The sequence below is a fragment of the Vibrio sp. HM8-C genome (genome assembly GCF_058630515.1).
Genome location: NZ_JBMMKS010000019.1, coordinates 37,254 through 62,353 on the forward strand (window position 1 = coordinate 37,254; position 25,100 = coordinate 62,353).

Below are 25,100 nucleotides of genomic sequence, written 5' to 3' on the forward strand. Positions count from 1 at the left end.
ATGTTTTTGTGAGGCAAAGCACTATTTAGGGGCAAAGTATCGATATATAAAAAAAGCGGCTCAACTCCGATGAGTTAGCCGCTCTTTGTAGTTTGAGCTAGTCAAACTGAAACGTTATATCACTTTTGTAGCAGTGAAATATCCGCAATTTGCAGGAACAAGTTACGTAGGTTGTTAAGCAGAGTTAAGCGGTTTTTCTTCAGCGCTTCGTCTTCTGCCATTACCATTACGTTATCAAAGAACGCGTCTACTGGCTCACGCAGCGCAGCAAGTTGGCTCAGTGCTTGTTGGTAGTTGCCTGTTGCAAACGCCGGTTCTAGCGCTTCTGTTAGTACTTCAACGTTTTCAGCCAGAGCTTTCTCTGCATCTTCCTGAAGAAGAGACAGTTCGATCTCAGCTGGCAGTTCGCCTTCGAATTTCGCTAGAATGTTACCCACGCGTTTGTTTGCTGCTGCAAGTGATTCTGCTGCATCCAACTCACGGAAGTGAGAAACCGCTTTAACTCGTTGGTCAAAGTCTGCTGGTTTGGTTGGGCGACGAGCTAGTACCGCTTGGATGATGTCTACGCTGAAACCTTCATCTTGGTACCATGCGCGGAAACGACCTAGCATAAATTCAATTACGTCTTGCTCAACGCTTTCGTTAGTTAAACGATCACCAAACAGTGATTTCGCTTTCGCGACTAAGTCTACTAAATCTAGGTTGTAGCCGTATTCGACGATGATGCGCAGTACACCTAGAGATGCGCGGCGTAGTGCAAATGGGTCACTGCCTTTTGGTGCTTGGCCAATACCGAAGATACCTACGATAGTGTCTAGTTTATCAGCCATAGCAACCGCTGCTGACACACCGTTGGTTGGCAAGTTGTCGCCAGCAAAACGAGGCATGTATTGCTCGTTAAGGGCTACTGCAACTTCTTCAGCTTCACCATCATGACGTGCGTAGTGCATGCCCATAACACCTTGAGTATCGGTAAACTCGAATACCATTGATGTCATTAGGTCACATTTTGCTAGCAAGCCTGCGCGTTTTGACTTCTCAACATCCGCACCGATTTGTTCAGCAATGTAGCCTGCAAGTTCAGTAATACGGTCTGTTTTGTCTTTGATTGTGCCCAGTTGTTGCTGGAAGATTGCCGTTTCAAGTTGAGGTAGACGATCAACCAGTTTGCTCTTGCGGTCTGTGTTGAAGAAGAACTCTGCATCAGCAAGACGTGGACGAACTACTTTCTCGTTACCTTCGATAACATGGCGAGGCTCTTTAGACTCGATGTTTGATACGAAGATAAAGTTAGGTAGCAGTTTCTTATCTGCGTCATAAACAGGGAAGTACTTCTGGTCGCCTTTCATGGTGTAAACCAAAGCTTCTGAAGGTACTTTGAGGAACTTTTCTTCAAACTTAGCAGTAAGCACAACAGGCCATTCAACCAGAGAAGTTACTTCTTCAACTAGGTCATCTTCTAGGTCTGCAACGCCGCCAACTTGTAGTGCTGCTTTCTGTGCATCAGCAATGATGGTTGCTTTACGAGCATCGTAGTCAGCGATGACTTTTCCGCGCTCTTCTAGAATCGCTGGGTATTGAGATGCAGAATCGATAGTGAATTCTGCTTCGCCCATGAAACGGTGACCACGGATAGTACGAGAAGAACTTACACCAAGGATTTCGCCTTCGATAAGCTCCTCACCGAACAGGATAGTCAGTGTTTTTACCGGACGGATAAATTGAGTTTCTTTATCACCCCAACGCATTGGTTTCGCGATAGGTAAGTTAGCCAGTGCTTTTGCTGCCAGTTCAACAACAACCGCTTTTGCTTCTTGGCCTTTCACTTCTTGTTTGTAAAGCAGCCATTCGCCTTGGTCTGTCTTTAGGCGATCTGCTTGTTCAACAGTGATGCCGTTACCACGAGCCCAGCCTTCAGCAGCTTTGGTTGGTTTACCGTCTGCATCAAAAGCTACTGCAACCGCAGGACCACGCTTTTCAACCACTTTGTCAGCCTGACCTTCAGAAAGGTTGGTGACTTTAAGTGCTAAACGACGTGGTGTTGCAAACCATTTGATACCTTCATGAGCAAGGTCAGCGGCTTTCAATTCCGCTTCAAAGTTTGCAGCAAATGCTTCCGCTAATGTGCGAAGTTGCTTTGGTGGTAACTCTTCAGTACCGAGTTCAATTAGAAATTCTTTTGCCATCTTATTTGTCCTCACCCTTTTTACACATAGGGAAGCCCAAAGCTTCACGAGATGCGTAGTACGCTTCTGCAACCGATTTAGTTAGGTTACGGATACGTAGGATGTAACGCTGACGCTCTGTTACTGAGATTGCTTTACGTGCATCCAATAAGTTGAATGCGTGAGCTGCTTTTAGAATGCGCTCATAAGCTGGTAACGGAAGAGGCTTTTCTAGCTCAAGCAGGTGTTTACACTCTTTTTCGCACTGGTCGAAGAAAGTGAATAGGAAATCCACATCTGCATGTTCGAAGTTGTAAGTTGATTGCTCAACTTCGTTTTGGTGGTAGATGTCGCCATAGGTCACTTTGCCTAGTGGGCCATCTGTCCATACCAAGTCGTAAACAGAATCAACGCCCTGAATGTACATAGCTAGACGCTCGATACCGTAAGTGATCTCGCCTGTAACAGGTTTACACTCTAGACCACCAACTTGTTGGAAGTAAGTAAACTGAGTTACTTCCATACCGTTTAGCCAAACTTCCCAGCCAAGACCCCATGCACCTAGAGTTGGGTTTTCCCAGTTGTCTTCCACGAAACGGATGTCGTGTACTTGTGGGTCAACGCCAAGTACTTTCAGAGAACCTAAGTACAGCTCTTGAATGTTGTCTGGTGACGGTTTAATGATTACCTGGAATTGGTAGTAGTGCTGAAGACGGTTAGGGTTTTCACCGTAACGGCCATCAGTTGGACGGCGTGAAGGTTGAACATACGCTGTAGCGATTGGCTCTGGGCCAAGAGCTCGTAAGCACGTCATTGGGTGAGACGTACCTGCGCCCACTTCCATATCTAATGGCTGAACAATGGTACAGCCTTGTTGGGCCCAATAATCCTGCAGCGCGAGGATCATACCCTGAAAGGTTTTGATATCGTATTTTTGCATAGTCAGGTTCGCGCGATTCTTCTGTCTGAATTGATAAAAAATAACGATCAAGTATACCCAGTTATTCCCTGACAAAGTAGTGCCAATATTGCTTAATTATTAGCTTAAACTTTCTTTTAGGAGAGTTTTTATCGTTTATTAGCCTTTATTCTTTGATAAGAGAAAAAGTTAAATAGAAGCTTATGGCGAATTTAGGGTTGAGATTAATAACGATGCTGTATAGAATTCCGCCTGTCTTTGGGGAGTAGCTTATCAATGACCATGGCAAGTGGTATTGATTCGTTCGTCAACATAATTGGTGCAAAATCACCATGGCGTCCGAGACTCGAAGCCCTTCGAGTTTAGCAAGACCTTAGACAAACACTGCGAACTTGGGTAGGGCGTAGGGTTTGTCTATGGTTTATATAATAATCCCTGCCCTAATGAGTAGGTCGTGAGCGTTTTAGCAATTTCAATTACAACAGTCGCCTTAGCCGAAATCGGTGACAAAACCCAATTACTATCTCTTCTGTTAGCCAGTCGTTACCGTAAACCGGTTCCTATTATTGCAGCTATTTTCCTTGCAACTGTGGTCAATCATGCTCTTGCTGCATGGCTAGGTGTTGTTGTTGCTGATTATTTATCTCCAGAAGTTCTTAAATGGGTTGTCGTGGTCAGTTTCTTAGCGATGGCTGGGTGGGTGTTGATTCCAGATAAACTGGACGACGATGAAGAGATCTCGAATCGTGGACCTTTCATTGCCAGTTTCATTGCATTCTTTGTCGCAGAGATCGGAGATAAAACTCAGATCGCAACGTCTATCCTGGGTGCTCAGTTCTCTGATGCATTAACTATGGTTGTTCTAGGTACGACGATTGGTATGCTGCTGGCGAATGTTCCTGTTGTGTTGATTGGCAAATTGTCTGCAGACAAACTTCCGTTAGGCATTATCCGCAAAGTCACTGCGCTACTGTTCTTGGCATTGGCTGCTGGTACAGCTTTCTTATAATTCGCTCGTGTCAGCCTGTAATTTTTGGTTGCAATTATTGTTTAAATAACAACCAATAATGCGCAGGCTGACATATTTGTGTCACGCTTGTCATGCTAGTGTAATAGGCGAATTTTCTAAAAGAGGGCTCGTTTATGTTGTCACGATACATGGGGATGAGCGTTAAAAGTCAGAGTTACTTGTTTACGTTTGGCTTTGTTTTAACTTTGCTTGGAATGTCGTTAACTGAAATGTGGCTACCTATGGTTGCCGGTGCGATCATTATGGCGGGGTTAACGGTGGAATCTTGGATTCGTGTCTCTCACATCATTCCGTTGCATAACGAAATTCGAGCGTTGCAAAAGCAAGTTAACAATCTGAAAGTTGAGCTACGCTCAGTAGAAAATCAAGATTAAGCAAAAGGCTGCTATTACTTCACCTTGTTAACCATCGATTTGTTAACTTAAGTGGGTTGTGGCAGCCTTTGTTGTTTTCCATTCCCGCTTTTTAGTCCATACCTTTTTTGATTAGGTACTGGTACGGCAATTCGTCTGTTTTTGATGACAGCAACTGATGATCCATAAAGCGACAGAAACTCGGAATGTCTCGAGTGGTCGATGGGTCATCCGCTTTTACCAGCAGCACCTCACCATCCTGCATAGTTCGAATTGTCTTTCTGACCATCATCACAGGTTCTGGGCAGCGTAATCCTTCAGCTTCTAATACTTTATCGACACTAATGTTATCGGCAATTTCTTGGTTGAAACTCATAGTAAACCTAACGGATGTCACATTTAGGGCGTAGATAATACTGTTGGAGAAAAATTATTCAATAAACTCTTGGCAATTGAAACAATTTAGTTTAAATTCGTTAACAAGTTGGTAACAAGTGAGTCGGGGGTTGTATGTTAACAGCATTAGATAGACTGACCATCTATTCGGTTATGTGTTTTATCTCCTTTTGCTCATTAGTTATTAAAACGCCGGTTGAACAATCTCTCATGCCGTTGGTGGGTGTTATTGCATCACTCAGTGGTATCTGGCTTGAGATGCACCTGTGGCAAGGTTCGTCTGAAGAACAGAAACATTAATTGTCATACTATGCTCTACGATATTCCGACACTATCCCCAGTTTTCTTGGGCTTCCCCGCTGAAAGGCGGGATTTTTTTTATTTATTGGTTACACTCTGACTATTGTTTTAAATCCTGAGTGTTATTGTGGAATTAGAAGACGTTTATCGCCGCGATTTGAATCTGCTGATTGCATTGCGAGTTCTTGTTGAAGAGTGCAGTGTCAGCCGAGCAGCAGAAAGATTAAATCTAAGCCAATCTGCGATGAGTCGCGTATTAGGGCGCTTGCGAGATTTATTGTCGGATCCGCTGTTCACTCGTCAGGGACAACACCTTATTCCAACTGAAAAAGCGTTAGCGATAAATTTGGCTCTAGGTGAACCTTTAGAATCGCTTCGGCAGGTACTTTCTCCCACAGATTTTAATCCCATTTCCTATGATCACACCTTTACCATCGCCACAACCGATTATGCAATGCAGACTATTCTGCCTTTCGCTTTACCTCGAATATATAAAGAGGCGCCAAACGTTGCTTTCGAATTCCTGCCGCTTCAGCATGAACGCCTGATTGACCAACTGACTTATGAAGGCGCTGATCTCGCTATCTGTCGACCTATTAGAGCCATTGAGCCGCTGCAACATGAGATTTTGGGTAGGGTCGGTGTGCTGTGCTTACTATCAAAACAGCACCCATTGGCAGAGAAAACGATGAGTCTGCAAGATTATTTGCGGTTTCCTCATGCAATGATAGCTATCAGCGATGGTGTAAAAGCACTTATTGAACAAGCCTTAATATCTTACCCACCAAGAAAAATGGTGTTACGTGCTTATCATTTAGAGGCTGCGTTGGCGATCATCGATATGATGTCTTTGATTATGACGGTTCCGGCGGATCTCGCTTATTTAGTTGCAGAGCGACACGATCTCGTTGTGAAACCATTGCCGTTTCACTTTACGCCTTTCGATTATTCAATGATTTGGCATCCGCGTTGCGAACACTCTCCGGTACAGGAGTGGTTGAGAAGTATTGTGAAAGAAGAGTGCGGAAAACTAATAGCGAAGCGGGTAGAAGATATGGGGCTTGAATAGATAAGGCTCTTAGAGCCTTATCTACTGACAAGTTACAGCTTAATAACGACACGACCAGTTACTCGACCGTTTGTTATGTCTTCTGCGTATTTCGGCGCTTGTGCCAAGTCGATTTCTGTACACGCTTGTTCGAAGTAGCTTGCAGGTAAAAGCTCTGCAAGCTTCTTCCATGCAGCAACACGTTTTTCTAGCGGGCAGCTCACTGAGTCAACGCCTTGCAGACGAACGTTACGCAGTATAAATGGCATGACTGTCGTTGGAAGGTCAAAACCACCAGCTAACCCACAAGCAGCAACCGCGCTGTTGTAGTCCATCTGTGCTAACACTTTCGCTAATACTTTGCTGCCGACAGTATCGACTGCACCTGCCCAAACTTGTTTTTCTAATGGACGTGCAGGTTCTTCAAATTCACTGCGATCAATAATCTGACTCGCACCTAATTTTTCAAGCAATGGCCCATTTTGTTCAACACGACCAGTTACGGCTGCTACTTTGTATCCTAACTGAGCCAGTAGTGTTACCGCCACTGAACCCACACCACCGCTAGCACCGGTAACAAGAATAGTACCGTCTTCAGGTTTAATGTCCGCATCTAACAATGCTTGTACACATAACATTGCAGTAAATCCTGCAGTACCAACCATCATGGCCTGTTTGGCAGAGAAGCCTTGAGGAAGAGGAACTAACCAATCCGCTTTTAGGCGCGCTTTTTGTGCCATTCCGCCCCAGTGATTTTCTCCAACGCCCCAGCCAGTTAGAACAACGGCATCACCTTCTTTATAGCGAGCATCTTCAGAGCTGATAACTTTACCTGCTAGGTCAATGCCAGGCACCATAGGAAAGTTACGGATTATTTTGCCTTTACCAGTAATGGCTAGGCCATCTTTGTAATTCAATGAGGAGTAGTCAACAGCAACAACCACTTCACCTTCAGGAAGCTGAGATTCGTCAATTTGTTCAATCGATGCGATGGTGCGTTTGTCTTCTTGGTTAAGAGTTAAAGCTTGAAACATAAAGTTCCTCCATGAGTGATTTGTCTTGATTGACTACAGTCTAGCCTTGATAGCTTGATGAATTAAATGAAACTTTAGCATTAGATCTATGCATAACACGCATAGTAAATGTGGGTATATAGTTTTTAAGCCTGAGTATAGACGACGTCGATTTATTCTTTTGTGGCTATATAGAAGCGAATATAAAACGAATAGTCCTTCTTTATTTTGAATATTTAAATTTTTTGTTTTTCGTTATTTATTTTTAAATATGAAAATATATAGAAATTATTAGGAATTTTTCTTTTCTAATTGTAGGTGCTTTCTGGAGTCTCTGTGGGTTTATTCTTGTCAGTTTTTTCGCTTTTTCTAACGTGAATTAACTCGGTTTTTAGCCGGTTTTTATACATTGATATAAAAATGATATTAATTTAAGTTTTTGATTTTTATTATTTTGTGTTGGTTTTTATGTCGTAATCAAGCAAGTTTTATCTGTTTGATAGATTTCTCTTATTGATTTAATCGGTTTAAATAATGTGATCATATTTCAAACTATTAATATAATAAGTTTGAAATAATTAAAAAGCATATAACCTAATTCGTAACTGAGAAATATTAACATCTAAATAATAGGTTTGGATGTAAGAGAATATTACAAAACTTCTGCTTTGAAAGGAGCATCCCTTATGAATAACAAAGATCACAATTCAACAGGTAAATGTCCGGTGATGCATGGTGGCATGACATCAACGGGTTCAACGGTAATGGACTGGTGGCCGAATGCACTAAACTTGGACATCCTTCATCAACACGATAAGAAAACTAACCCACTTGGTGAAGATTTCAGCTACCGAGAAGAACTAAAGAAGCTTGATGTAGAAGCTTTGAAGAAAGACTTAACAGCATTAATGACAGATAGCCAAGAATGGTGGCCAGCAGACTGGGGTCACTACGGCGGTTTGATGATTCGTATGGCTTGGCACTCAGCGGGTAGTTACCGTACTGCGGATGGTCGTGGTGGTGCTTCTACCGGTAACCAACGTTTTGCTCCTCTAAACTCATGGCCAGATAACGCGAACCTAGATAAAGCGCGTCGTCTACTATGGCCAATCAAGAAAAAATACGGCAACAAAATCAGCTGGGCTGACTTGATGATTCTTGCGGGTAACATTGCTTATGAATCAATGGGTCTAAAAACCTTTGGTTTTGCGTTCGGCCGTGAAGATATCTGGCATCCAGAAAAAGACATTTATTGGGGTTCTGAAAAAGAGTGGTTAGCGAAGAGTGGTGGCGAAGGTAGCCGTTACTCAGGTGAACGTGACCTAGAAAATCCTCTAGCAGCAGTAATGATGGGTTTGATTTACGTAAACCCAGAAGGTGTGGATGGCAATCCTGACCCACTTAAAACTGCGGCTGACATGCGTGTAACATTTGCTCGCATGGCAATGAACGACGAAGAAACTGTAGCGCTAACGGCTGGTGGTCATACTGTGGGTAAAGCTCACGGTAACGGCAAAGCTGAAAACCTAGGTCCAGATCCAGAAGCGGCTGACATTGAAGAGCAAGGTCTTGGCTGGAACAACCATAAGTCTCGCGGTATCGGTCGCGATACAGTGACAAGTGGTATCGAAGGCGCATGGACAACTCATCCAACACAGTGGGATAACGGCTTCTTCAAGATGCTGCTAGAACACGAGTGGAAACTGACTAAGAGCCCAGCAGGTGCATGGCAGTATGAGCCAGTAGACATCGCTGAAGAAGACAAGCCAGTAGACGTTGAAGATCCATCAATCCGTTACAACCCAATGATGACTGATGCGGACATGGCACTGAAAGTTGACCCGGAATACCGTAAGATTTCTGAGCGCTTCCACCAAGATACAGCGTACTTTAACGAAGTGTTTGCTCGTGCTTGGTTTAAATTGACACACCGTGATTTAGGTCCTAAAGCAAACTATGTTGGTCCAGATGTACCTGCAGAAGATTTGATTTGGCAAGATCCTATTCCAGCAGGCGTGACTGGTTACGATATTGAAGCTGTGAAAGCTAAGATCGCAGCTACTGGTTTAACTGTATCAGAGTTGGTTGCTACAGCTTGGGATAGTGCACGTACCTTCCGTAATTCAGATCTACGTGGTGGTGCAAACGGTGCTCGTATCCGCCTTGCTCCTCAAAACGCATGGGAAGGCAATGAGCCAGAGCGTTTAGCTCGAGTTCTTGCTGAGCTGACTAAGGTTGCACAAGAATTTGGTATCAGCATTGCAGATACGATTGTTCTTGCAGGTAACGTGGGTATCGAGAAAGCGGTAAAAGCTGCTGGTTACGATTTTAAAGTACCATTTGCAGCAGGTCGTGGTGATGCAACAGCAGAACAAACTGATGCAGAATCATTTGATGTACTTGAGCCTGTAGCAGACGGTTTCCGTAACTGGCAGAAGAAACACTACACAGTGACACCTGAAGAGATGTTACTAGACCGTGCTCAACTGCTTGGTTTGACTGCACCAGAGATGACTGTGCTTATCGGTGGTATGCGTGTTCTAGGTACTAACCATGGTGGCAGCAAACACGGCGTGTTTACTGACCGCGTTGGTACTTTGACTAACGATTTCTTCGTTAACCTAACCGACATGGCATTTACTTGGAAACCAACAGGTCGCAACTCTTACGATATCTGTGACCGTAAGACTGGCGAAGCTAAGTTCACTGCAACTCGCGCTGACCTAGTGTTTGGTTCAAACTCAATCTTGCGTTCATACGCGGAAGTGTATGCTCAAGATGATAACCAAGAGAAGTTCGTAAAAGACTTCATCGCAGCTTGGACTAAAGTGATGAATGCTGACCGTTTTGACCTTATCAAATAAGGATTGAAGCGCTAAGCTCAGTGAAAGCTCCTGCCATCGGCGGGAGCTTTTCTTTTGCGTCAAAACTAAAACGAAGCACAAAAGAAAAGCCATCAATATTCGATGGCTTTCGTCTTTCATCTTTCGTCTTTCGTATAGAGAAGAGAGAGGCTTATTTTGCCAAGAAGAAACGATACGACGGGTTGTCGGTTTCATCTTTACAGCGATAGCCCAGTTCAACCAGATGAGCAGAGAAACGCTCTAAGTCTGATTGTTCAAGTTCAAAACCACACAGTACGCGACCATAGTCTGCACCGTGGTTACGGTAGTTGAACAGGCTGATGTTCCAGTGAGTACCCAAAGTGCTTAGGAATTTGAGCAGCGCCCCCGGATATTCTGGAAATTCAAAGCTGTATAAACGTTCTTTCAATGGTTTAGACGGCTTACCACCAATCATATAACGGGTATGCAGTTTCGCCATTTCATCGTCGGAGAGATCTTGAACTGGATAGCCTGAAGCACGTAACTCTTTGATGATTGAATTTAGCTCTTCTTGACCACCAGCCAAACGAATACCAACAAAGATATTCGCGAGTTCGTCATCGCTATAACGGTAGTTAAACTCAGTTACAGCACGATTGCCGATGATTTGACAGAACTTAAAGAATGCGCCTTTTTGTTCTGGAATCGTTACCGCGAGTAGACCTTCACGCTTTTCACCCAATTCACATCGTTCTGAAACATAACGCAAACCGTGGAAGTTGGTGTTAGCCCCCGATAGTACGGTTGCCAGTTTCTTATCTTTTAGTTGGTTTTTCTCAGCGAATTTTTTCAATCCAGCCAGAGCTAAAGCTCCTGAAGGCTCAGCAATAGCGCGAGTATCTTCAAAGATATCTTTTACTGCAGCACAGATTTCATCACTTGATACTGTTATATGACCGTCTAGATATTGCTGACATAGGCGGAAGGTTTCATCACCGATGCGTTTTACTGCCACGCCGTCGGCAAACATACTCACTTGGTCAAGCACCACAGGTTCACCTGCATCCAGAGCCGCTTTTAAACAGGCTGAATCTTCAGGTTCTACCGCAATGACTTTGATTTCAGGCATCAGTTGCTTAACCAGTACCGCAACACCTGCTGCTAAACCACCGCCACCGACTGGCACAAATATGTAATCGAGATGACCGTTTTGCTGCAGCATCTCCATACCAATAGTGCCTTGACCTGCAATCACTAATGGATGGTCAAAAGGAGGGACAAAGGTATAACCGTTTTCTACCGATAGACGCTCTGCTTCTGCTTTTGCTTCGTCAAAGTTACTGCCGTGAAGAATAACGTTACCGCCAAATCCGCGAACTGCTTCTACTTTGATATCAGGTGTAGTGCGAGGCATGACGATGGTCGTTTTAATACCGAGTTTAGTGCCAGACAACGCCATACCTTGAGCATGGTTACCCGCAGAGGCTGCGATAACACCTGCTGCTTTTTGCTCTTCGGTCAGGTTCGCCACCATGTTGTAAGCACCACGCAGCTTAAACGAGTGCACGGGTTGGCGGTCTTCACGCTTGATCTGCACTTGGTTACCGATACGTGCAGACAGGCGAGGCATTTCCTGAAGTGGCGTAACGTTCGCCACTTCATAGACAGGAGCTCTAAGGACTTGGCGCAGATAATCTGCGCCAGTTTGTTGGGTCAAGGTCATAAAGCTAGCCCTCTAGCTTAGATTTATCTCGCACCGCGCCTTTGTCAGCACTGGTTGCCATGCTGGCATAAGCTTTTAGTGCAAAAGAAACTTCACGTTGACGATCAACAGGTTTCCAACCTAGCTTCTCTTGTTCAGAGCGGCGCTCAGCAAGCTCTTGCTCTGAGACTTGTAACACAATGGTACGGTTTGGAATGTCGATAGAGATAGTGTCGCCTGCTTTCACCAAACCGATCGTGCCACCGTTCGCTGCTTCAGGAGATACGTGACCGATTGATAGACCAGAAGTACCACCGGAGAAACGACCGTCAGTTAATAGTGCACACTCTTTACCTAGACCCATAGATTTGAGGTAAGTGGTTGGGTAAAGCATCTCTTGCATGCCCGGACCACCTTTAGGACCTTCGTAACGAATAACTACTACATCGCCAGATTTCACTTTGCCACCAAGAATGCCTTCAACGGCATCTTCTTGGCTTTCAAATACCACCGCTGGACCTTCAAACTTGAGGATACTTTCATCTACGCCTGCTGTTTTAACGATACAGCCATCGAGGGCGATGTTACCGCGAAGTACTGCCAGGCCACCGTCTTGGCTGAACGCGTGTTGTTTCTCGCGGATACAACCGTCTTTACGGTCAATGTCTAATGTGTCCCAACGGCAATTTTGCGAGAAAGCTTGAGTGGTACGGATACCAGCAGGGCCTGCGCGGAAGAAGTCTTTCACTGCATCAGAACTGGTTTGCATGACATCGTATTGGTTAAGCTGCTCTTCCATTGTGATGCCAAGAACGGTGTTGGTTTTGCTGTGAAGCAGACCTGCACGGTTTAGCTCACCCAAAATACCCATTACGCCACCGGCACGGTGAACATCTTCCATATGGTATTTCTGCGTTGATGGAGCCACTTTACATAGATGTGGGATCATGCGAGACATGCGGTCGATATCGGTCATATCGAAATCCACATCGCCTTCTTGAGCAGCTGCTAACAGGTGAAGAACAGTGTTGGTTGAACCACCCATCGCGATATCTAGTGCCATCGCATTTTCGAACGCATCTTTGTTTGCGATATTACGTGGTAGAGCACTTGCGTCATCTTTTTCGTAGTAACGTTTGGTGAGTTCTACGATACGACGACCTGCATTGATGAACAGCTCTTTGCGGTCAGCATGTGTTGCTAGCATAGAACCGTTACCCGGTTGAGATAGACCCAAAGCTTCAGTCAAACAGTTCATTGAGTTTGCGGTGAACATACCTGAACAAGAACCACAAGTTGGACATGCAGAACGTTCTACTTGTTCGCTTTGCGCGTCAGAAACTTTAGGATCAGCGCCTTGCATCATTGCATCAACAAGGTCTAGCTTGATGATCTGGTCAGAAAGCTTAGTTTTACCCGCTTCCATTGGACCACCAGAAACAAAGATCACAGGAATATTAAGGCGCATAGACGCCATTAGCATCCCCGGAGTGATTTTGTCACAGTTAGAGATACACACCATTGCATCAGCACAGTGTGCGTTCACCATGTACTCTACAGAGTCTGCAATCAGTTCACGAGAAGGCAGTGAGTAAAGCATACCGCCGTGACCCATTGCGATACCATCGTCAACAGCGATGGTGTTGAATTCTTTGGCGATGCCGCCTGCCGCTTCGATTTCAGCAGCAACCAGTTGACCTAGGTCTTTAAGGTGAACGTGACCCGGAACGAACTGAGTGAATGAGTTCACGACTGCGATGATTGGCTTACCGAAATCTTCTTCTTTAACGCCAGTAGCACGCCATAGTGCGCGTGCTCCAGCCATGTTGCGTCCATGTGTAGTGGTGGCCGAACGGTATTTAGGCATGTTGTGTTTCCTTACCTTATTGCTTTGCCCTAAAGGGTTTAAGCGCAAATTTTTTGTTGTAAATTGTTGTTTGGCAGCTCGTCATTTCTGATGTTGGTTACATCAACAGTACGAACGTCCCATAATTTTTCTATCTGGTTTGTTAGGGTAGAAATAGGTCTGTCACTGTCGACAATAATCTCTACGCTTGCAACCTTGCTTTCGTGGTTCTGAGTTGCCGCTACTTGCTTAATGATGAATCCGCGGTGGCGAATAACACGCAGAACACGCTCAAGTAGTACTGGTTTATCGTCTGCTTTGATGTCGAGTAGATATCTTTGCATGGTGAGCCTCTCTTAAGTGTTCTCTAACATGTCATTGTTGGATGCGCCCGGCGGTACCAACGGCCATACGTTTTCTTCTTCATCGATAAGCACGTGAAGCAGATAAGCAGTTTTGCTCTCAAGCATCTCTTTCAATGCTGGCTCAACTTCTTCTTTCTTGGTGATAGTTTTACCCGGAATATCGAATGCTTTTGCCAGCATCACGAAATCTGGGTTGTCATCAAGGATGGTTTCGCTGTGGCGACCATCAAAGAACAGTGATTGCCATTGACGAACCATACCTAGGCGTTGGTTGTTCAACAGTACCATCTTCACCGGAATTTTGCGGCGTTTCAGTGTGCCGAGTTCTTGAACGTTCATCATGAATGAACCATCACCTGAAACTAGAATAGATTGGTCTTCTGGACGAGCGACCGCTGCGCCCATTGCGGCAGGTAAGCCAAAGCCCATAGTTCCCAAACCGGCAGATGAGATGAAGTTTTGTGGCATGCGCGGCTGTACATGTTGCGCTGCCCACATCTGATGTTGACCTACGTCGGTAGAGACAATCGCACTATCAGGCATCATGTCTGATAGCTGTTTCAACAATAGCGGAGCGTAGATGAGATCGCCCGGATGGTCATAACGCCACTTAAAGCCACTGCGTAGGCTTTCACTGTGATGTACCCAAGATGAAATATCATGGCTTAATTCGAGCTGAGGCAAGATGCTGTTGATGTCACCACGCAGTGCGGCATTCGCTTTACGCAGCTTATTGAACTCCGCAGCATCGATATCGATATGGATAACTTTCGCATGAGGAGCGAAGGTGTCCAGTTTGCCAGTCACTCGGTCATCAAAACGAGCACCGACAACGATCAACAAATCGCTTTCCTGAACGACTAGGTTAGCGGCTTTGGTACCGTGCATACCCAGCATGCCAAGGTAATGTGGGTCGTGACGCTCAATGGTTCCTAAACCTTTAAGTGTGCTTACTGAAGGCATAGGGTTTAAACGCAAGAAGTTGCGCACGCAGTCTGTCGCGTGAGCCAGTTGAACACCGCCACCCACATACAAAACAGGACGCTTACTTTCGGCCATCAACTGTTGTGCTTTCACTAACTGTTGTGGGTCAACCTGAGGGATTGCTGGTGGAGTAAAACTTGGTAGTGATGTCACCGGTGCTTGACCAAGTTGAACGTCTTTAGCGATATCAACGATAACCGGACCTGGACGGCCAGTTTTAGCAACCTCAAACGCTTCAGCGAGAGTTGGAGCCAGTTCATTAATATCGGTAACGAGGTAGCTGTGCTTGGTACAGGAGAGAGACATACCTATCACATCCATTTCTTGGAAAGCGTCAGTACCAATGTGAGAGCTGGCGACCTGACCTGTGATAGCAACGAGTGGAACGGAATCTAGAAAGGCATCGGCAAGGCCGGTTACAAGGTTTGTGGCTCCAGGGCCTGATGTTGCCATACATACTGCTACGTCTTGAGTGGCTCTGGCCATGCCTATGGCAGCCATTGCAGCACCTTGTTCGTGGCGACACAGTATGTGTTCTACTCCGCCATCATACAAAGCATCATAGATGGGCATTATTGCGCCACCCGGATAACCAAAAACGGTTTTGATACCTTGCTGTTTTAAAGCGGCTACGACTAGTTGCGCTCCCGTCATCGTATGCCTCCGATAGTGCGATTTGAATCGCGTTGGTTAGTTGTGTTGTGTTTGCACGTCATGTGCGCTCCCATTCTTCCTGACATATCCGACTAGGTATTAATCAGTATGTGCTTTTTATTTATCCCCTTCCTACTTGAAGCTGCAGTGGTGTTGTCTGCATTCGTTCACCCCAATCACATAGTTATCGATGCTCATGGGGATTCACTCACTTGTCGCCTACCTGCAACTTCAAGTAGTTTGGGTATAGTCTTATTGTTTTTGTTTCAGCATAAAGGCTGTAAAAAAGCCCCCGGACTTTTCAGTGCGGGGGCTTTTTGAATCTTGGCAATTATTTTACGCCTGCAAGTCCCCGCGCGGTCTTAATAATGACCACGATAATCAGGGTAATCAGTGAGTTAATGCGGGCGTTCAAATTCATCAATATGCTCTAAAAAATCGTTTTAATAGTATGCGCAATTGTTTGCGTCTCTAGTGGTAACATACATCTCCGTTACATGACAAGCAAAAACTCATTCTTTTTTCACATTCTCGTTTTGAACTCCCGCGATATATAACAAATGCCATTGGCCAGCAGACAGAGGATTCACTGCTGAGTGATTGTTAATCAAAGAATAAGGGACAAAATGGGACTTGCGATTATCCATAGTCGAGCCAGTGTGGGTGTGGAAGCACCTTCAGTTACAGTGGAAGTTCATATCAGCAACGGTATGCCGGGGTTCACCTTGGTCGGTTTGCCAGAAACCACAGTTAAGGAATCAAGAGATAGAGTTCGCAGTGCGATCATCAACTCTCAGTTTTCTTTCCCTGCGAAGAAAATTACCGTCAACCTCGCACCCGCAGATTTGCCCAAAGAAGGGGGTAGGTTTGATTTACCTATTGCACTGGGCATTTTGGCGGCTTCGAACCAAATCGCACAAACATGCTTAGATAAGCATGAATTTATCGGAGAACTGGCGCTATCTGGCGAGCTTCGAAGTGTGAAAGGCGTACTTCCGGCTGCATTGGCTGCATCCAAAAGCAAACGTTGTTTGGTGGTTCCTCACTGGAACGGCGACCAAGCAGCTTTAGTCGATAGTCAGCAGCATAAATCGGCTCAAACTCTACTGGAGGTGTGTGCCGACCTATGTGGACAGAAAACATTGAGCCTATTTGAGAGTTCAAATTTGCCAGCAGAACCCAATCATCTACGAGATTTACAAGATATCATCGGACAGCAACAGGGAAAGCGTGCTTTAGAAATTGCCGCTGCAGGAAATCACAACTTGCTGTTTTTGGGACCTCCCGGTACGGGCAAAACCATGTTGGCTTCACGCTTGTGTGATTTACTGCCACCTATGACTGATGCCGAAGCGATAGAGACGGCTTCGGTAGCTTCTCTAACTCAGCAAGAAATCAACGCTCATAACTGGAAACAGCGCCCATTTCGATCACCTCATCATTCAAGTTCAATGGCTGCTCTGGTGGGTGGTGGCTCAATTCCTCGCCCTGGGGAAATATCCTTAGCCCATAATGGATTGCTGTTTTTAGATGAAATGCCTGAGTTCGAACGTAAGGTTTTAGATTCACTGCGTGAGCCTTTGGAATCGGGTGAGATCATCATCTCTCGTGTTCAAGGAAAAACTCGCTTTCCCGCTCGTTTTCAATTGGTCGGGGCATTGAACCCAAGCCCAACAGGTTATCACGAGGGAGAGCAGGCAAGAGTCAATCCACAAGTGATACTGCGTTATTTGAGCCGGTTGTCAGGTCCTTTGTTGGACCGATTTGATATGTCGATTGAAATTCCTGCACTGCCAAAAGGCACGCTAGCTAATGGAGGAGATAGAGGCGAGCCGACGGTTGTTGTTAAACAAAGAGTGCAGAAAGCACGCGAGAAAATGTTAGAGCGCAGCGGTAAAGTGAACGCGTTTTTGCAAAGTCGAGAAATAGAGCAAGTCTGTCCGCTCACGAAACCGGATGCTGAATTTCTTGAGAATGCGCTACATCGTTTGGGATTGTCTGTACGTGCTTATCATCGAATTATCAAAGTGGCGCGTACGATTGCCGACTTGCAGGGGGAGTCTCAGATCAATCGTTCACATTTGGCCGAAGCATTGGGTTATCGAGCAATGGATAGATTGCTAAAACAACTGACATCACAATCAATCAGTTAGTAGTTACTTACCATTCAACAAAGGCTAGTGAGTACTCTGACCATTGCTGAAGGATATTTCAAAAAAATGACAAGCTTGTATAATTGTGCGCTCATTTTTTGTTCATTGAAGTAAAGGCTCTGCGTTGTCTTATTTTCTGCTTGTTATCAATGCATTATTGGTTATTGCCAACACGGCGATAAGCTCTCTTATTATCTGTGCGATTGCAGTCATTAAAGTGCTGTTGCCAACACCGAGACTCAAAGCCCGTGCTACTCAAATGGCTGATAAAGCGATGTGGATGTGGGCGACGGTAAACGCAGGGCTGCTATCACTTTCTAATCCTGTTGAGTGGGATATTGAAGGTGGGGAAGATTTAAAGAAAGACGGTTGGTACTTGCTGATCAGTAATCATTTAAGCTGGACAGATATCGTGGTGCTTTGCTCGGTGTTTAAAGATCGCATACCTATGCCTAAGTTTTTCTTAAAGCATCAACTGCTTTATGTGCCATTTGTCGGTATGGGATGCTGGGCGTTAGATATGCCTTTTATGCGTCGTTATTCCCGAGAGTATTTACTTCGTCATCCAGAAAAACGTGGTCAAGATTTGAAAACCACGCGTCGTTCTTGCGAGAAGTTTAAGTTCCACCCAACGACGGTTGTGAACTATGTAGAAGGAACCCGTTTTGATGCAGAGAAACGACAAGCGGTTCGCTCTGCCTATCAGCATCTTCTGCCGCCAAAATCTGGTGGTGTCGCATACACACTAGCTGCTATGGGTGAGCAATTTGAGAATATCATTGATGTTACGCTTGCTTACCCGGACAACGTAGAGAAGCCTTTCAGAGATATGTTGATGGGGCGTATGTCAAAGATAGTGGTACGGATTCGAGTATTACCTGTTGATGAGAAGGTCTCAGGTGACTATTTCAATGACAAACCCTATAAACGCCAATTTCAACAATGGCTGGGGGATGTGTGGCAAGACAAAGACGATTTATTGAAAGAGATTTACAAGTCTTAATGAATAAAAAGGGAGCTTAGTGCTCCCTTTTTTGTGTTTACTTTTTATTGATTAAGAAATTAACCAATTCAAAATATTCATCCAGAGTCTTGATACCTTGAGCTTGAACTAGGTAGTGATTGTTAACTACGACAGAAGGTACACCACTTAGACCGGCTTCTTGGAACTGTTTATCAAAACGACGAACCATTGAATCCACCGCGAAACCGCTGAACGCTGCATCGAACTTGTTACCATCAATCCCTTCATCAGTGAAGATCTGACGTAGTTCTTGGTCGTCTTTTGGTGGCTGACGTAAGTTATGTACTCGGTTGAACATAACAGGGATCATTTTATCTTCAACGCCAAGAGCAATCATAGTTGCGTAAGCTTTGCTCATGGATTTACCCATGTTACCACCCATGAAAGATACGTGATTTTTTTGTAGCTTCACGCCTTCTGGCAATTTGTCTTTTAGCTGAGCAATGATTGGCTCGAACTGATTACAGTGTGGGCAATAGAAAGAGAAATACTCAACTACGCTAGGTTTTGAAGAAGGTGTTAGGTCGAGCTCTTTGTAGTGCACTCCTTCCTGAAAGTCTGTTGCGTAAGCCGATAGGCTAAACATCAGGGTTGCAACCAGTGCAAACAATTTTTTCATTATGGACTCCATTTTTCCTTTTAAGGCGCTAACTTAATACTGTGATGTTACCATTGTGGCATCAGTGGGAGCACGGGCTCGTCTAATGCTGCGATTTGTTCTTTGAATGCGAGCACTTGGCCTTCCCAATATTTAGGATCGTTGAACCAAGGAAAGGCGATTGGGAAAGCTGGGTCATCCCAACGTTTTGCCAACCAAGCCATATAGTGCACCATTCGTAGACCACGAAGCGGTTCAATTAGTTTCAATTCGGAGACGTTAAAATCGCAAAACTCTTGGTAGCCTTCAAGCAAAATATCCAGTTGAACAAGTTTATCTTGGCGATCACCGTTGAGCAGCATCCATAAATCCTGCACTGCTGGGCCGTTGCGAGCGTCATCCAGATCGACAAACATCGGTCCATCACGCCATAAAATATTACCGGGATGGCAATCCCCGTGGAGACGAATATTGGTGTGAGTTGCTGGCCATTGCTGCTCAATCTGTTTGATCAGTAAATCTAAATCGTTGAAGAACACGTTCTCAAGGTGCATTGGGATGCATTGAGAGTTTTGCAGTAATTTTCTAGGTTGATACAGAAACTCTTCCAAGCCCAAGGTTGGTCTATGTTGGAATATTTTTCCTTCACCAACCTTATGGATACGACCTAAGAATCGGCCAACCCATTCCAGCTGCTCTTGATTGTCTACTTCAAATTGACGACCTCCGACGCTGTTAAACAGTGCAAAGTCGTATCCTTGATAGTGATGCAGACTTGTACCGTTTATAACCAGTGGTGGCGCGAGAGGGATTTCTGCATCAGCCAATTCAAGTGCAAACTCGTGTTCTTCGCGAATTTGATCGGTAGTCCAGCGTTGCGGACGGTAAAACTTTACGACGAAACGTCGTTTGTCCTCATCGACAAACTGATAAACGCGGTTTTCATAGCTGTTTAGCGCAAGAAAGCCAGATTCTGCGCGGATACCGATGCTTTCTAATGCGTACCACATTAGATCCGGTGTTAAAGCGTCAAAGTGAAACGTTGCTTGAGTCATTGATTAAAAAGGGCTCATTACTGAGCCCTTTTCCATAATTCTTTCGGTGATAAAGTTTATAGCTTCTTAATAAATCTGCTTTCAACTTCTATCGTGAACTGGTTGCTGTCATCGCTGAGTATAAACTGAATTGTCGCGACAGGAGAACTTAAGCTATCCGGTTTTACACCTAAACTCATTGGTAGGTTGACCACCTCGCCCGGTTTAACTTGTACCGTTTGCTTGCCATACCAAGTGACATCAGTCAGACCAGTCACATCGAGCTTGTATGCCTGAGTGTGCTGAGTTTTGTTGATGACTTTCAGAGTGTAGGTGTTTTCCACTTCGCCTGAACTATTGGTTCTAAAAAGCTGGTTTCGGTCACGAATAACGCTTAATCCAGCAGGATCAACCGCTGCAATTTGAGCGACAAACAGGCCACACATAATGAGTAATACAGCACCGTAGCCAATCAATTTAGGACGCATTACTTTGGTGTGTTTACCTGAAAGGCGGTGTTCTGTGGTGTAGTTAATTAAACCTTTCTCATAGCCCATACGTTCCATGGTGGTATCACAGGCATCAATACAGGCACCACAGTTGATGCATTCGTATTGTAAGCCATCGCGAATATCGATACCGGTTGGACATACCTGAACACACAAGTCACAGTCTATACAGTCACCAAGCCCTAGCGCTTTTGGATCGGCTTTACGTGAACGAGGTCCGCGCTGTTCTCCGCGAGCCGTGTTATAGCCAACAATGAAGGTGTCTTTATCGAACATCGCTGATTGGAAACGAGCGTAAGGACACATGTGAATACACATGATTGAGCGCATCCAGCCCGCATTACCATAAGTACAGATGGCAAAGAACAGTACCCAGAACACTGGCCAAAAAGTTGCGTTTAAGGTGAAAAAGTCGATAACTAAGTCGCGAACAGGAACGAAATAGCCAACAAATGTAAAACCAGTGACCAGCGCAATCGCAAACCAAGCAATATGTTTGATTGTTTTACGCACTGCCAGTTTGGCGGTCATTTTACCTTCGTCTTGTTTACGTCGTTTGTTGGCACTGCCTTCAAGTTTTTCTTCAAACCATATGTACATAAATGTCCAGACAGTTTGTGGGCAGAGGTAACCACACCATACCCGTCCTAAAAACGTAGTTAGGAAGAACAATCCAAATGCGGCAATCATAAACAGGAGAGCAAGTAGTGTTAAATCTTGCGGGTAAAGGGTTGTGCCGAAAAAATTGAACTGCTGGTTGCCAAGATCCAATAGGATAGCTTGGCGCTCACCGTAAGAAATCCAAGGTACCAAACCAAATAGTAGTAATAACAACCAACCACCGTAGCGGCGTAGCTTTTGATAAGTACCTTTACTTTCCCGAACGTAAATTCCCTTACTTGGGTTGAACCTGTCTCCTCCCTGACCTTTATGGGTCTTGGGGTTGAAGACTTTAGGAGTCACATCTTTAATGTCTATTTTGTCCTGACTCATTGAATGATCCTTTGGGCTTTTAGGTACCGTTTCTAATGACGGCACTCTTTGACATTGCTTTCCCCTTCCGCACAAAGTGAGAAGGACGAGTATTGTTGTAATAAGTGGGTGATTATAACGTCATCAACATTTTCATTTCTTTAAGGCAATCAATCTTTAACAACAAATAATGCTTTTTATTTCAGCATTTTCATTTGCAACAGTATAAAAAGAGCGACATACAGCCGCTCTTTTATATCTATCTGAAATAATTAATCTTTGATGACACCACGAGCACGAAGTAATGCTGTTTTGAAGTCTTCTTCATAGTCTTTTTTGATACCTGGAATCATTTCATCTTTTGCGCTGTTACGCATTTTTAGGTGGTAAATGAGTACATCATCCGTGAGCTCTTCCAACTGGCCTTTGTAACCGGCTTCGCCAGCTAACTTCACAATGAATTGCAGTAGGTTACATTCAGAGTCTTTTTGCCATTCAGGTTCTAGCAACTCAAGCAGTTCTTCAATACGGTGACACTTCATAGCCATAGCTTTCTCCACAATCTTGTAATGGTTTTAGCTTAAGGTATCAAATGTAGGAAAGAGTAGAAAAGAAAAAAGCGCAGATAGCTATAAGCTATCTGCGCTTTTCTATACTAAGCAGCCTGTTCGACTTTTGTCTCTGGCGATGCAGTCAGTGCATTGGTCTCAACAAGAGTTTTTGCAGGTGCGAGTTTTTTCGCAACCGGAGCAGCAACGAAGCCACTACGACGACGCATTGCACTACGGTTTGTGTGCGAAAACCTGACAGTTGTTGGGCGCATTCATTAACCTAACAGTCAGGCATATCCATTGCCGATGTAATGGACCTAGGCAACTATGAGCTGCTCTTCTTGCACCGAAGTGTTTGAAGGATGACTCCTTCTGGCAATCGCCAATCCACTTAAATTGTCTAGGAATAACGATATAAATCATATCGAAGTTAGATTAGCACCAAGTTTTCAAATGATCGATAGTTAACCAGTTAATATGTTAAAAAAAATGAAGTGGTTGTGTGAGGGCTGCAATTGAGTTTTGAAAGTCATACGTTTTACTATGAGATGCGCTTTACTATAAATAGACATTGATGGAGGTGTGTATGTCATTTCTCAAGAAAACCCTCGCCAGTTTTGGAATTGGTTCTGCGAAGGTCGATTCTGTTCTTCAGCAAGAAGTGCTTTATCCTGGTCAGCCAGTAAAATTTACTGTTCATGTCTATGGTGGTTCAACGGCACAGGATATTGATAATATTGAATTAAAATTATGCTGCCGTTATGTGGAAGAAGTTTTAGAAGACAGATCCAAGCAGCATGGTTCTCGTAAGCGTAAAGTTCATCAAACTTATGTGTTGGCAGACTGGTCTCTACCGTATTCATTCACAATACAACCGGGTGAAACACGAGATTTTGAAGTAGAGCTCGACGTACCTTGGAATACGCCTGTCACTATTGGTGATGCCAAAGTCTGGTTGGAAACAGGTCTCGATATTGCGATGGCATTGGATCCAACGGATAAAGATATTTTAACTGTGCGTCCAGATCCTCTGATGGATGGTATTTTTTCAGAGCTGGAAGAGCAGGGGTTACGCCTTCGTCAGGTAGAATGTGAAGCTGCAAAAGGTTTTGCTTTACCTTTTGTTCAAGAGTTTGAGTTTGTTCCAACTACTGGTCCTTTCCATGGTCGCTGGCGTGAACTGGAAATTGTCGCTTACCGAGATAAAGATTCTTTGCAGATGTGGTTTGAGATAGACCGATATCAGAGAGGCGCGACAGGAATGTTGGCTAGTATGTTGGGGTTAGGCGAACTCAAACGCCAAATGACCGTTACCAGTGGCGAATCACCACAAGCAGCTGGAGTAAGAGTGTTGGAATACCTAGATTCTCACTCTTGATGGTTTAACTTAAAATTAACAATTTCAGCTTACAGTTGTAAGTTGAATGTGTCATACTGTGCCCACTGTCCAGTTTTGAGTGGGTGTGGTATGTCAGTCAGTGAATACAGTGTAAAAGAAGAAGTCGCGAATGCTATCAGTCATGGCATTGGCTTAGTATTGGGTATTGTCGGCTTAGTATTATTGCTTGTGAAAGCGGTCGACCATAGTGCTGATGCCCTAACTATTGCCAGTATGAGCGTTTATGGCGGCAGTATGATAGCACTCTTCCTTGCTTCAACGCTTTACCATGCTATTCCACATCAGAGAGCCAAACGTTGGCTGAAAACTTTTGACCATTGCGCTATTTATTTGTTGATAGCCGGTAGCTATACCCCTTTTCTGCTCGTTGGACTACGTACACCACTCGCTTTTGGATTGATGATCGTTATTTGGTCGATCGCGCTTTTAGGGATAGTGATGAAAATAGCGTTTGTGTATCGTTTTAAGCGCTTTTCACTGATCTCATATTTGGCGATGGGATGGTTATCTTTGGTGGTGATTTACCAGTTGGCTTTGAATCTAGATGTCGGTGGGTTAACTTTGCTGGCCGCTGGTGGTGTGGTTTATTCGCTGGGTGTAATTTTCTATGTAGCAAAGCGCATTCCCTATAACCACGCCATATGGCATGGATTTGTTCTTGCAGGCTGCGCTTGCCATTTCTTAGCTATTTATCTCTACATAAATCCGATCTAGCGTGTTTCTAAGTTTGAAACCGTTGCTATGAGTTGATAGCTATCGGCTTTTGGAACTTTAATTTCAATGACTTTTCCTTCTGCGACCGATTTTGGTCGCAGATACGTTTCAGCCATACGTTTTATGGATTGCCAAACAGCCGTTTCTTGCTCTGCAAGCTTTTTCCCCTGGCTGTCCAAAAGCTCAATTTTGAGCTGAATATTTATCACAGACAATGAGCTCTGATTGGTAATAGCCGTTGGTAGAATCACTTTTCCATCTTGGTAGCTGGCTGAACCAATGATGATATCGACACCAGAATCAGACAGTTGCAGGCTTGGTTTTTCACTTTCTAATACCAGCGTTGTACCGTGCTGCTTAGCGATCACCGGTGCAGCTGCTACTGCTGTTGTGGCAGTTTGATTCGTGCTATTAGGTTGGACATATTGCCAAGTAAAATCATCATTGAGCTGGACTTTACGTCCATCATTTAATTCGATTACTTGGCTTGCCATTGCATTAGAAGTGATGACAATCAAAGCCATAGATAGTTTAGTGGGAATAAAC

23 protein-coding genes and 1 riboswitch are annotated in these 25,100 nt (G+C 44.5%); of the genes, 9 read left to right on the forward strand and 14 right to left on the reverse strand.

The window, feature by feature from the left end; all coding sequences use genetic code 11:
- Nucleotides 1–119: 119 nt before the first annotated feature.
- Nucleotides 120–2,186 (reverse strand): glycine--tRNA ligase subunit beta, encoded by a 2,067-nt coding sequence (gene glyS / locus ACOSVQ_RS18240; RefSeq protein ID WP_491983849.1) that lies wholly within the window; start codon nt 2,184–2,186, stop codon nt 120–122.
- A gap of 1 nt (nt 2,187) precedes the next feature.
- The gene (gene glyQ / locus ACOSVQ_RS18245; protein ID WP_102942836.1) at nt 2,188–3,105 is read right to left on the reverse strand and encodes a glycine--tRNA ligase subunit alpha; all 918 of its coding nucleotides are present in this window, start codon (nt 3,103–3,105) and stop codon (nt 2,188–2,190) included.
- A 227-nt stretch (nt 3,106–3,332) separates the two neighbouring features.
- Nucleotides 3,333–3,448, forward strand: a riboswitch (yybP-ykoY riboswitch).
- A 90-nt stretch (nt 3,449–3,538) separates the two neighbouring features.
- Here glyQ and ACOSVQ_RS18250 point away from each other — a divergent pair.
- Nucleotides 3,539–4,093: a TMEM165/GDT1 family protein gene (locus tag ACOSVQ_RS18250; RefSeq protein ID WP_491983850.1), complete on the forward strand. Its 555-nt coding sequence runs from the start codon at nt 3,539–3,541 to the stop codon at nt 4,091–4,093.
- A 134-nt stretch (nt 4,094–4,227) separates the two neighbouring features.
- Nucleotides 4,228–4,488, forward strand: a complete 261-nt coding sequence (locus tag ACOSVQ_RS18255; RefSeq protein ID WP_491983851.1) for a hypothetical protein — start codon at nt 4,228–4,230, stop codon at nt 4,486–4,488.
- Between the two features lie 91 nt (nt 4,489–4,579).
- On the opposite strand, the gene tusA is transcribed toward ACOSVQ_RS18255, so the two are convergent.
- On the reverse strand, nt 4,580–4,843 hold the full coding sequence (gene tusA, locus ACOSVQ_RS18260) for a sulfurtransferase TusA (RefSeq protein ID WP_491983852.1): 264 nt from the start codon (nt 4,841–4,843) through the stop codon (nt 4,580–4,582).
- 134 nt (nt 4,844–4,977) lie between these two features.
- On the opposite strand from tusA, the gene ACOSVQ_RS18265 reads away from it, so the two are divergent.
- Entirely contained in the window at nt 4,978–5,163 is a 186-nt protein-coding gene (locus ACOSVQ_RS18265; protein WP_491983853.1) for a hypothetical protein, read from the forward strand.
- Nucleotides 5,164–5,290: 127 nt separating this feature from the next.
- Nucleotides 5,291–6,232, forward strand: a complete 942-nt coding sequence (locus ACOSVQ_RS18270) for a LysR family transcriptional regulator (RefSeq protein WP_491983854.1) — start codon at nt 5,291–5,293, stop codon at nt 6,230–6,232.
- Nucleotides 6,233–6,264: 32 nt separating this feature from the next.
- Here the strand turns inward: ACOSVQ_RS18270 and acuI are convergent, their stop codons facing one another.
- Nucleotides 6,265–7,245, reverse strand: coding sequence for an acrylyl-CoA reductase (NADPH) (gene acuI / locus ACOSVQ_RS18275; protein ID WP_491983855.1), 981 nt, complete (start codon nt 7,243–7,245; stop codon nt 6,265–6,267).
- A gap of 665 nt (nt 7,246–7,910) precedes the next feature.
- Between acuI and katG the strand changes: the two genes are divergently transcribed.
- Nucleotides 7,911–10,088, forward strand: a complete 2,178-nt coding sequence (katG, locus tag ACOSVQ_RS18280; RefSeq protein ID WP_491983856.1) for a catalase/peroxidase HPI — start codon at nt 7,911–7,913, stop codon at nt 10,086–10,088.
- 151 nt (nt 10,089–10,239) lie between these two features.
- Here katG and ilvA read toward each other — a convergent pair whose 3' ends face one another.
- Genes ilvA through ilvG form a run of 4 tightly spaced genes read right to left on the reverse strand, consistent with a single transcriptional unit; the run spans nt 10,240 to nt 15,600 of the window.
- Nucleotides 10,240–11,772, reverse strand: a complete 1,533-nt coding sequence (ilvA, locus tag ACOSVQ_RS18285; RefSeq protein ID WP_491983857.1) for a threonine ammonia-lyase, biosynthetic — start codon at nt 11,770–11,772, stop codon at nt 10,240–10,242.
- A gap of 4 nt (nt 11,773–11,776) precedes the next feature.
- Nucleotides 11,777–13,618 carry a dihydroxy-acid dehydratase gene (gene ilvD, locus ACOSVQ_RS18290; RefSeq protein ID WP_491983858.1) on the reverse strand — a complete coding sequence of 614 codons (1,842 nt, stop codon included), beginning with the start codon at nt 13,616–13,618 and terminating at the stop codon, nt 11,777–11,779.
- 38 nt (nt 13,619–13,656) lie between these two features.
- Nucleotides 13,657–13,941 carry an acetolactate synthase 2 small subunit gene (gene ilvM, locus ACOSVQ_RS18295; protein WP_491983859.1) on the reverse strand — a complete coding sequence of 95 codons (285 nt, stop codon included), beginning with the start codon at nt 13,939–13,941 and terminating at the stop codon, nt 13,657–13,659.
- Nucleotides 13,942–13,953: 12 nt separating this feature from the next.
- A complete protein-coding gene (gene ilvG, locus ACOSVQ_RS18300) occupies nt 13,954–15,600 on the reverse strand; it encodes an acetolactate synthase 2 catalytic subunit (RefSeq protein ID WP_102942812.1) in 1,647 nt (548 codons plus the stop codon).
- A 626-nt stretch (nt 15,601–16,226) separates the two neighbouring features.
- Here ilvG and ACOSVQ_RS18305 point away from each other — a divergent pair.
- On the forward strand, nt 16,227–17,753 hold the full coding sequence (locus ACOSVQ_RS18305; RefSeq protein ID WP_491983860.1) for a YifB family Mg chelatase-like AAA ATPase: 1,527 nt from the start codon (nt 16,227–16,229) through the stop codon (nt 17,751–17,753).
- A gap of 124 nt (nt 17,754–17,877) precedes the next feature.
- Entirely contained in the window at nt 17,878–18,756 is an 879-nt protein-coding gene (gene yihG / locus ACOSVQ_RS18310; protein ID WP_491983861.1) for a 1-acylglycerol-3-phosphate O-acyltransferase, YihG family, read from the forward strand.
- Nucleotides 18,757–18,793: 37 nt separating this feature from the next.
- Here the strand turns inward: yihG and ACOSVQ_RS18315 are convergent, their stop codons facing one another.
- The 5 genes from ACOSVQ_RS18315 to ACOSVQ_RS18335 all read right to left on the reverse strand — a co-directional run bounded on the left by ACOSVQ_RS18315 (nt 18,794) and on the right by ACOSVQ_RS18335 (nt 22,713).
- Nucleotides 18,794–19,396 (reverse strand): thiol:disulfide interchange protein DsbA/DsbL, encoded by a 603-nt coding sequence (locus ACOSVQ_RS18315; RefSeq protein WP_491983862.1) that lies wholly within the window; start codon nt 19,394–19,396, stop codon nt 18,794–18,796.
- Between the two features lie 47 nt (nt 19,397–19,443).
- Nucleotides 19,444–20,430 carry a serine/threonine protein kinase gene (locus ACOSVQ_RS18320; RefSeq protein WP_491983863.1) on the reverse strand — a complete coding sequence of 329 codons (987 nt, stop codon included), beginning with the start codon at nt 20,428–20,430 and terminating at the stop codon, nt 19,444–19,446.
- A gap of 56 nt (nt 20,431–20,486) precedes the next feature.
- Nucleotides 20,487–21,911 (reverse strand): cytochrome c oxidase accessory protein CcoG, encoded by a 1,425-nt coding sequence (gene ccoG, locus ACOSVQ_RS18325; protein ID WP_491983864.1) that lies wholly within the window; start codon nt 21,909–21,911, stop codon nt 20,487–20,489.
- A gap of 251 nt (nt 21,912–22,162) precedes the next feature.
- Complete coding sequence (locus ACOSVQ_RS18330; RefSeq protein WP_491983882.1) at nt 22,163–22,432, reverse strand: YihD family protein; 270 nt, start codon at nt 22,430–22,432, stop codon at nt 22,163–22,165.
- A gap of 113 nt (nt 22,433–22,545) precedes the next feature.
- On the reverse strand, nt 22,546–22,713 hold the full coding sequence (locus tag ACOSVQ_RS18335) for a hypothetical protein (protein WP_102955528.1): 168 nt from the start codon (nt 22,711–22,713) through the stop codon (nt 22,546–22,548).
- Nucleotides 22,714–23,027: 314 nt separating this feature from the next.
- Here ACOSVQ_RS18335 and ACOSVQ_RS18340 point away from each other — a divergent pair, with 314 nt between their 5' ends.
- Both ACOSVQ_RS18340 and trhA read left to right on the forward strand, forming a co-directional pair.
- Nucleotides 23,028–23,819: a sporulation protein gene (locus ACOSVQ_RS18340; protein ID WP_491983865.1), complete on the forward strand. Its 792-nt coding sequence runs from the start codon at nt 23,028–23,030 to the stop codon at nt 23,817–23,819.
- A 90-nt stretch (nt 23,820–23,909) separates the two neighbouring features.
- Nucleotides 23,910–24,554 (forward strand): PAQR family membrane homeostasis protein TrhA, encoded by a 645-nt coding sequence (gene trhA / locus ACOSVQ_RS18345; protein WP_491983866.1) that lies wholly within the window; start codon nt 23,910–23,912, stop codon nt 24,552–24,554.
- On the opposite strand, the gene ACOSVQ_RS18350 is transcribed toward trhA, so the two are convergent.
- Nucleotides 24,551–25,096 carry a DUF3157 family protein gene (locus ACOSVQ_RS18350; protein WP_491983883.1) on the reverse strand — a complete coding sequence of 182 codons (546 nt, stop codon included), beginning with the start codon at nt 25,094–25,096 and terminating at the stop codon, nt 24,551–24,553. The two genes, trhA and ACOSVQ_RS18350, sit on opposite strands and share 4 nt — an antisense overlap.
- Nucleotides 25,097–25,100: the final 4 nt, after the last annotated feature.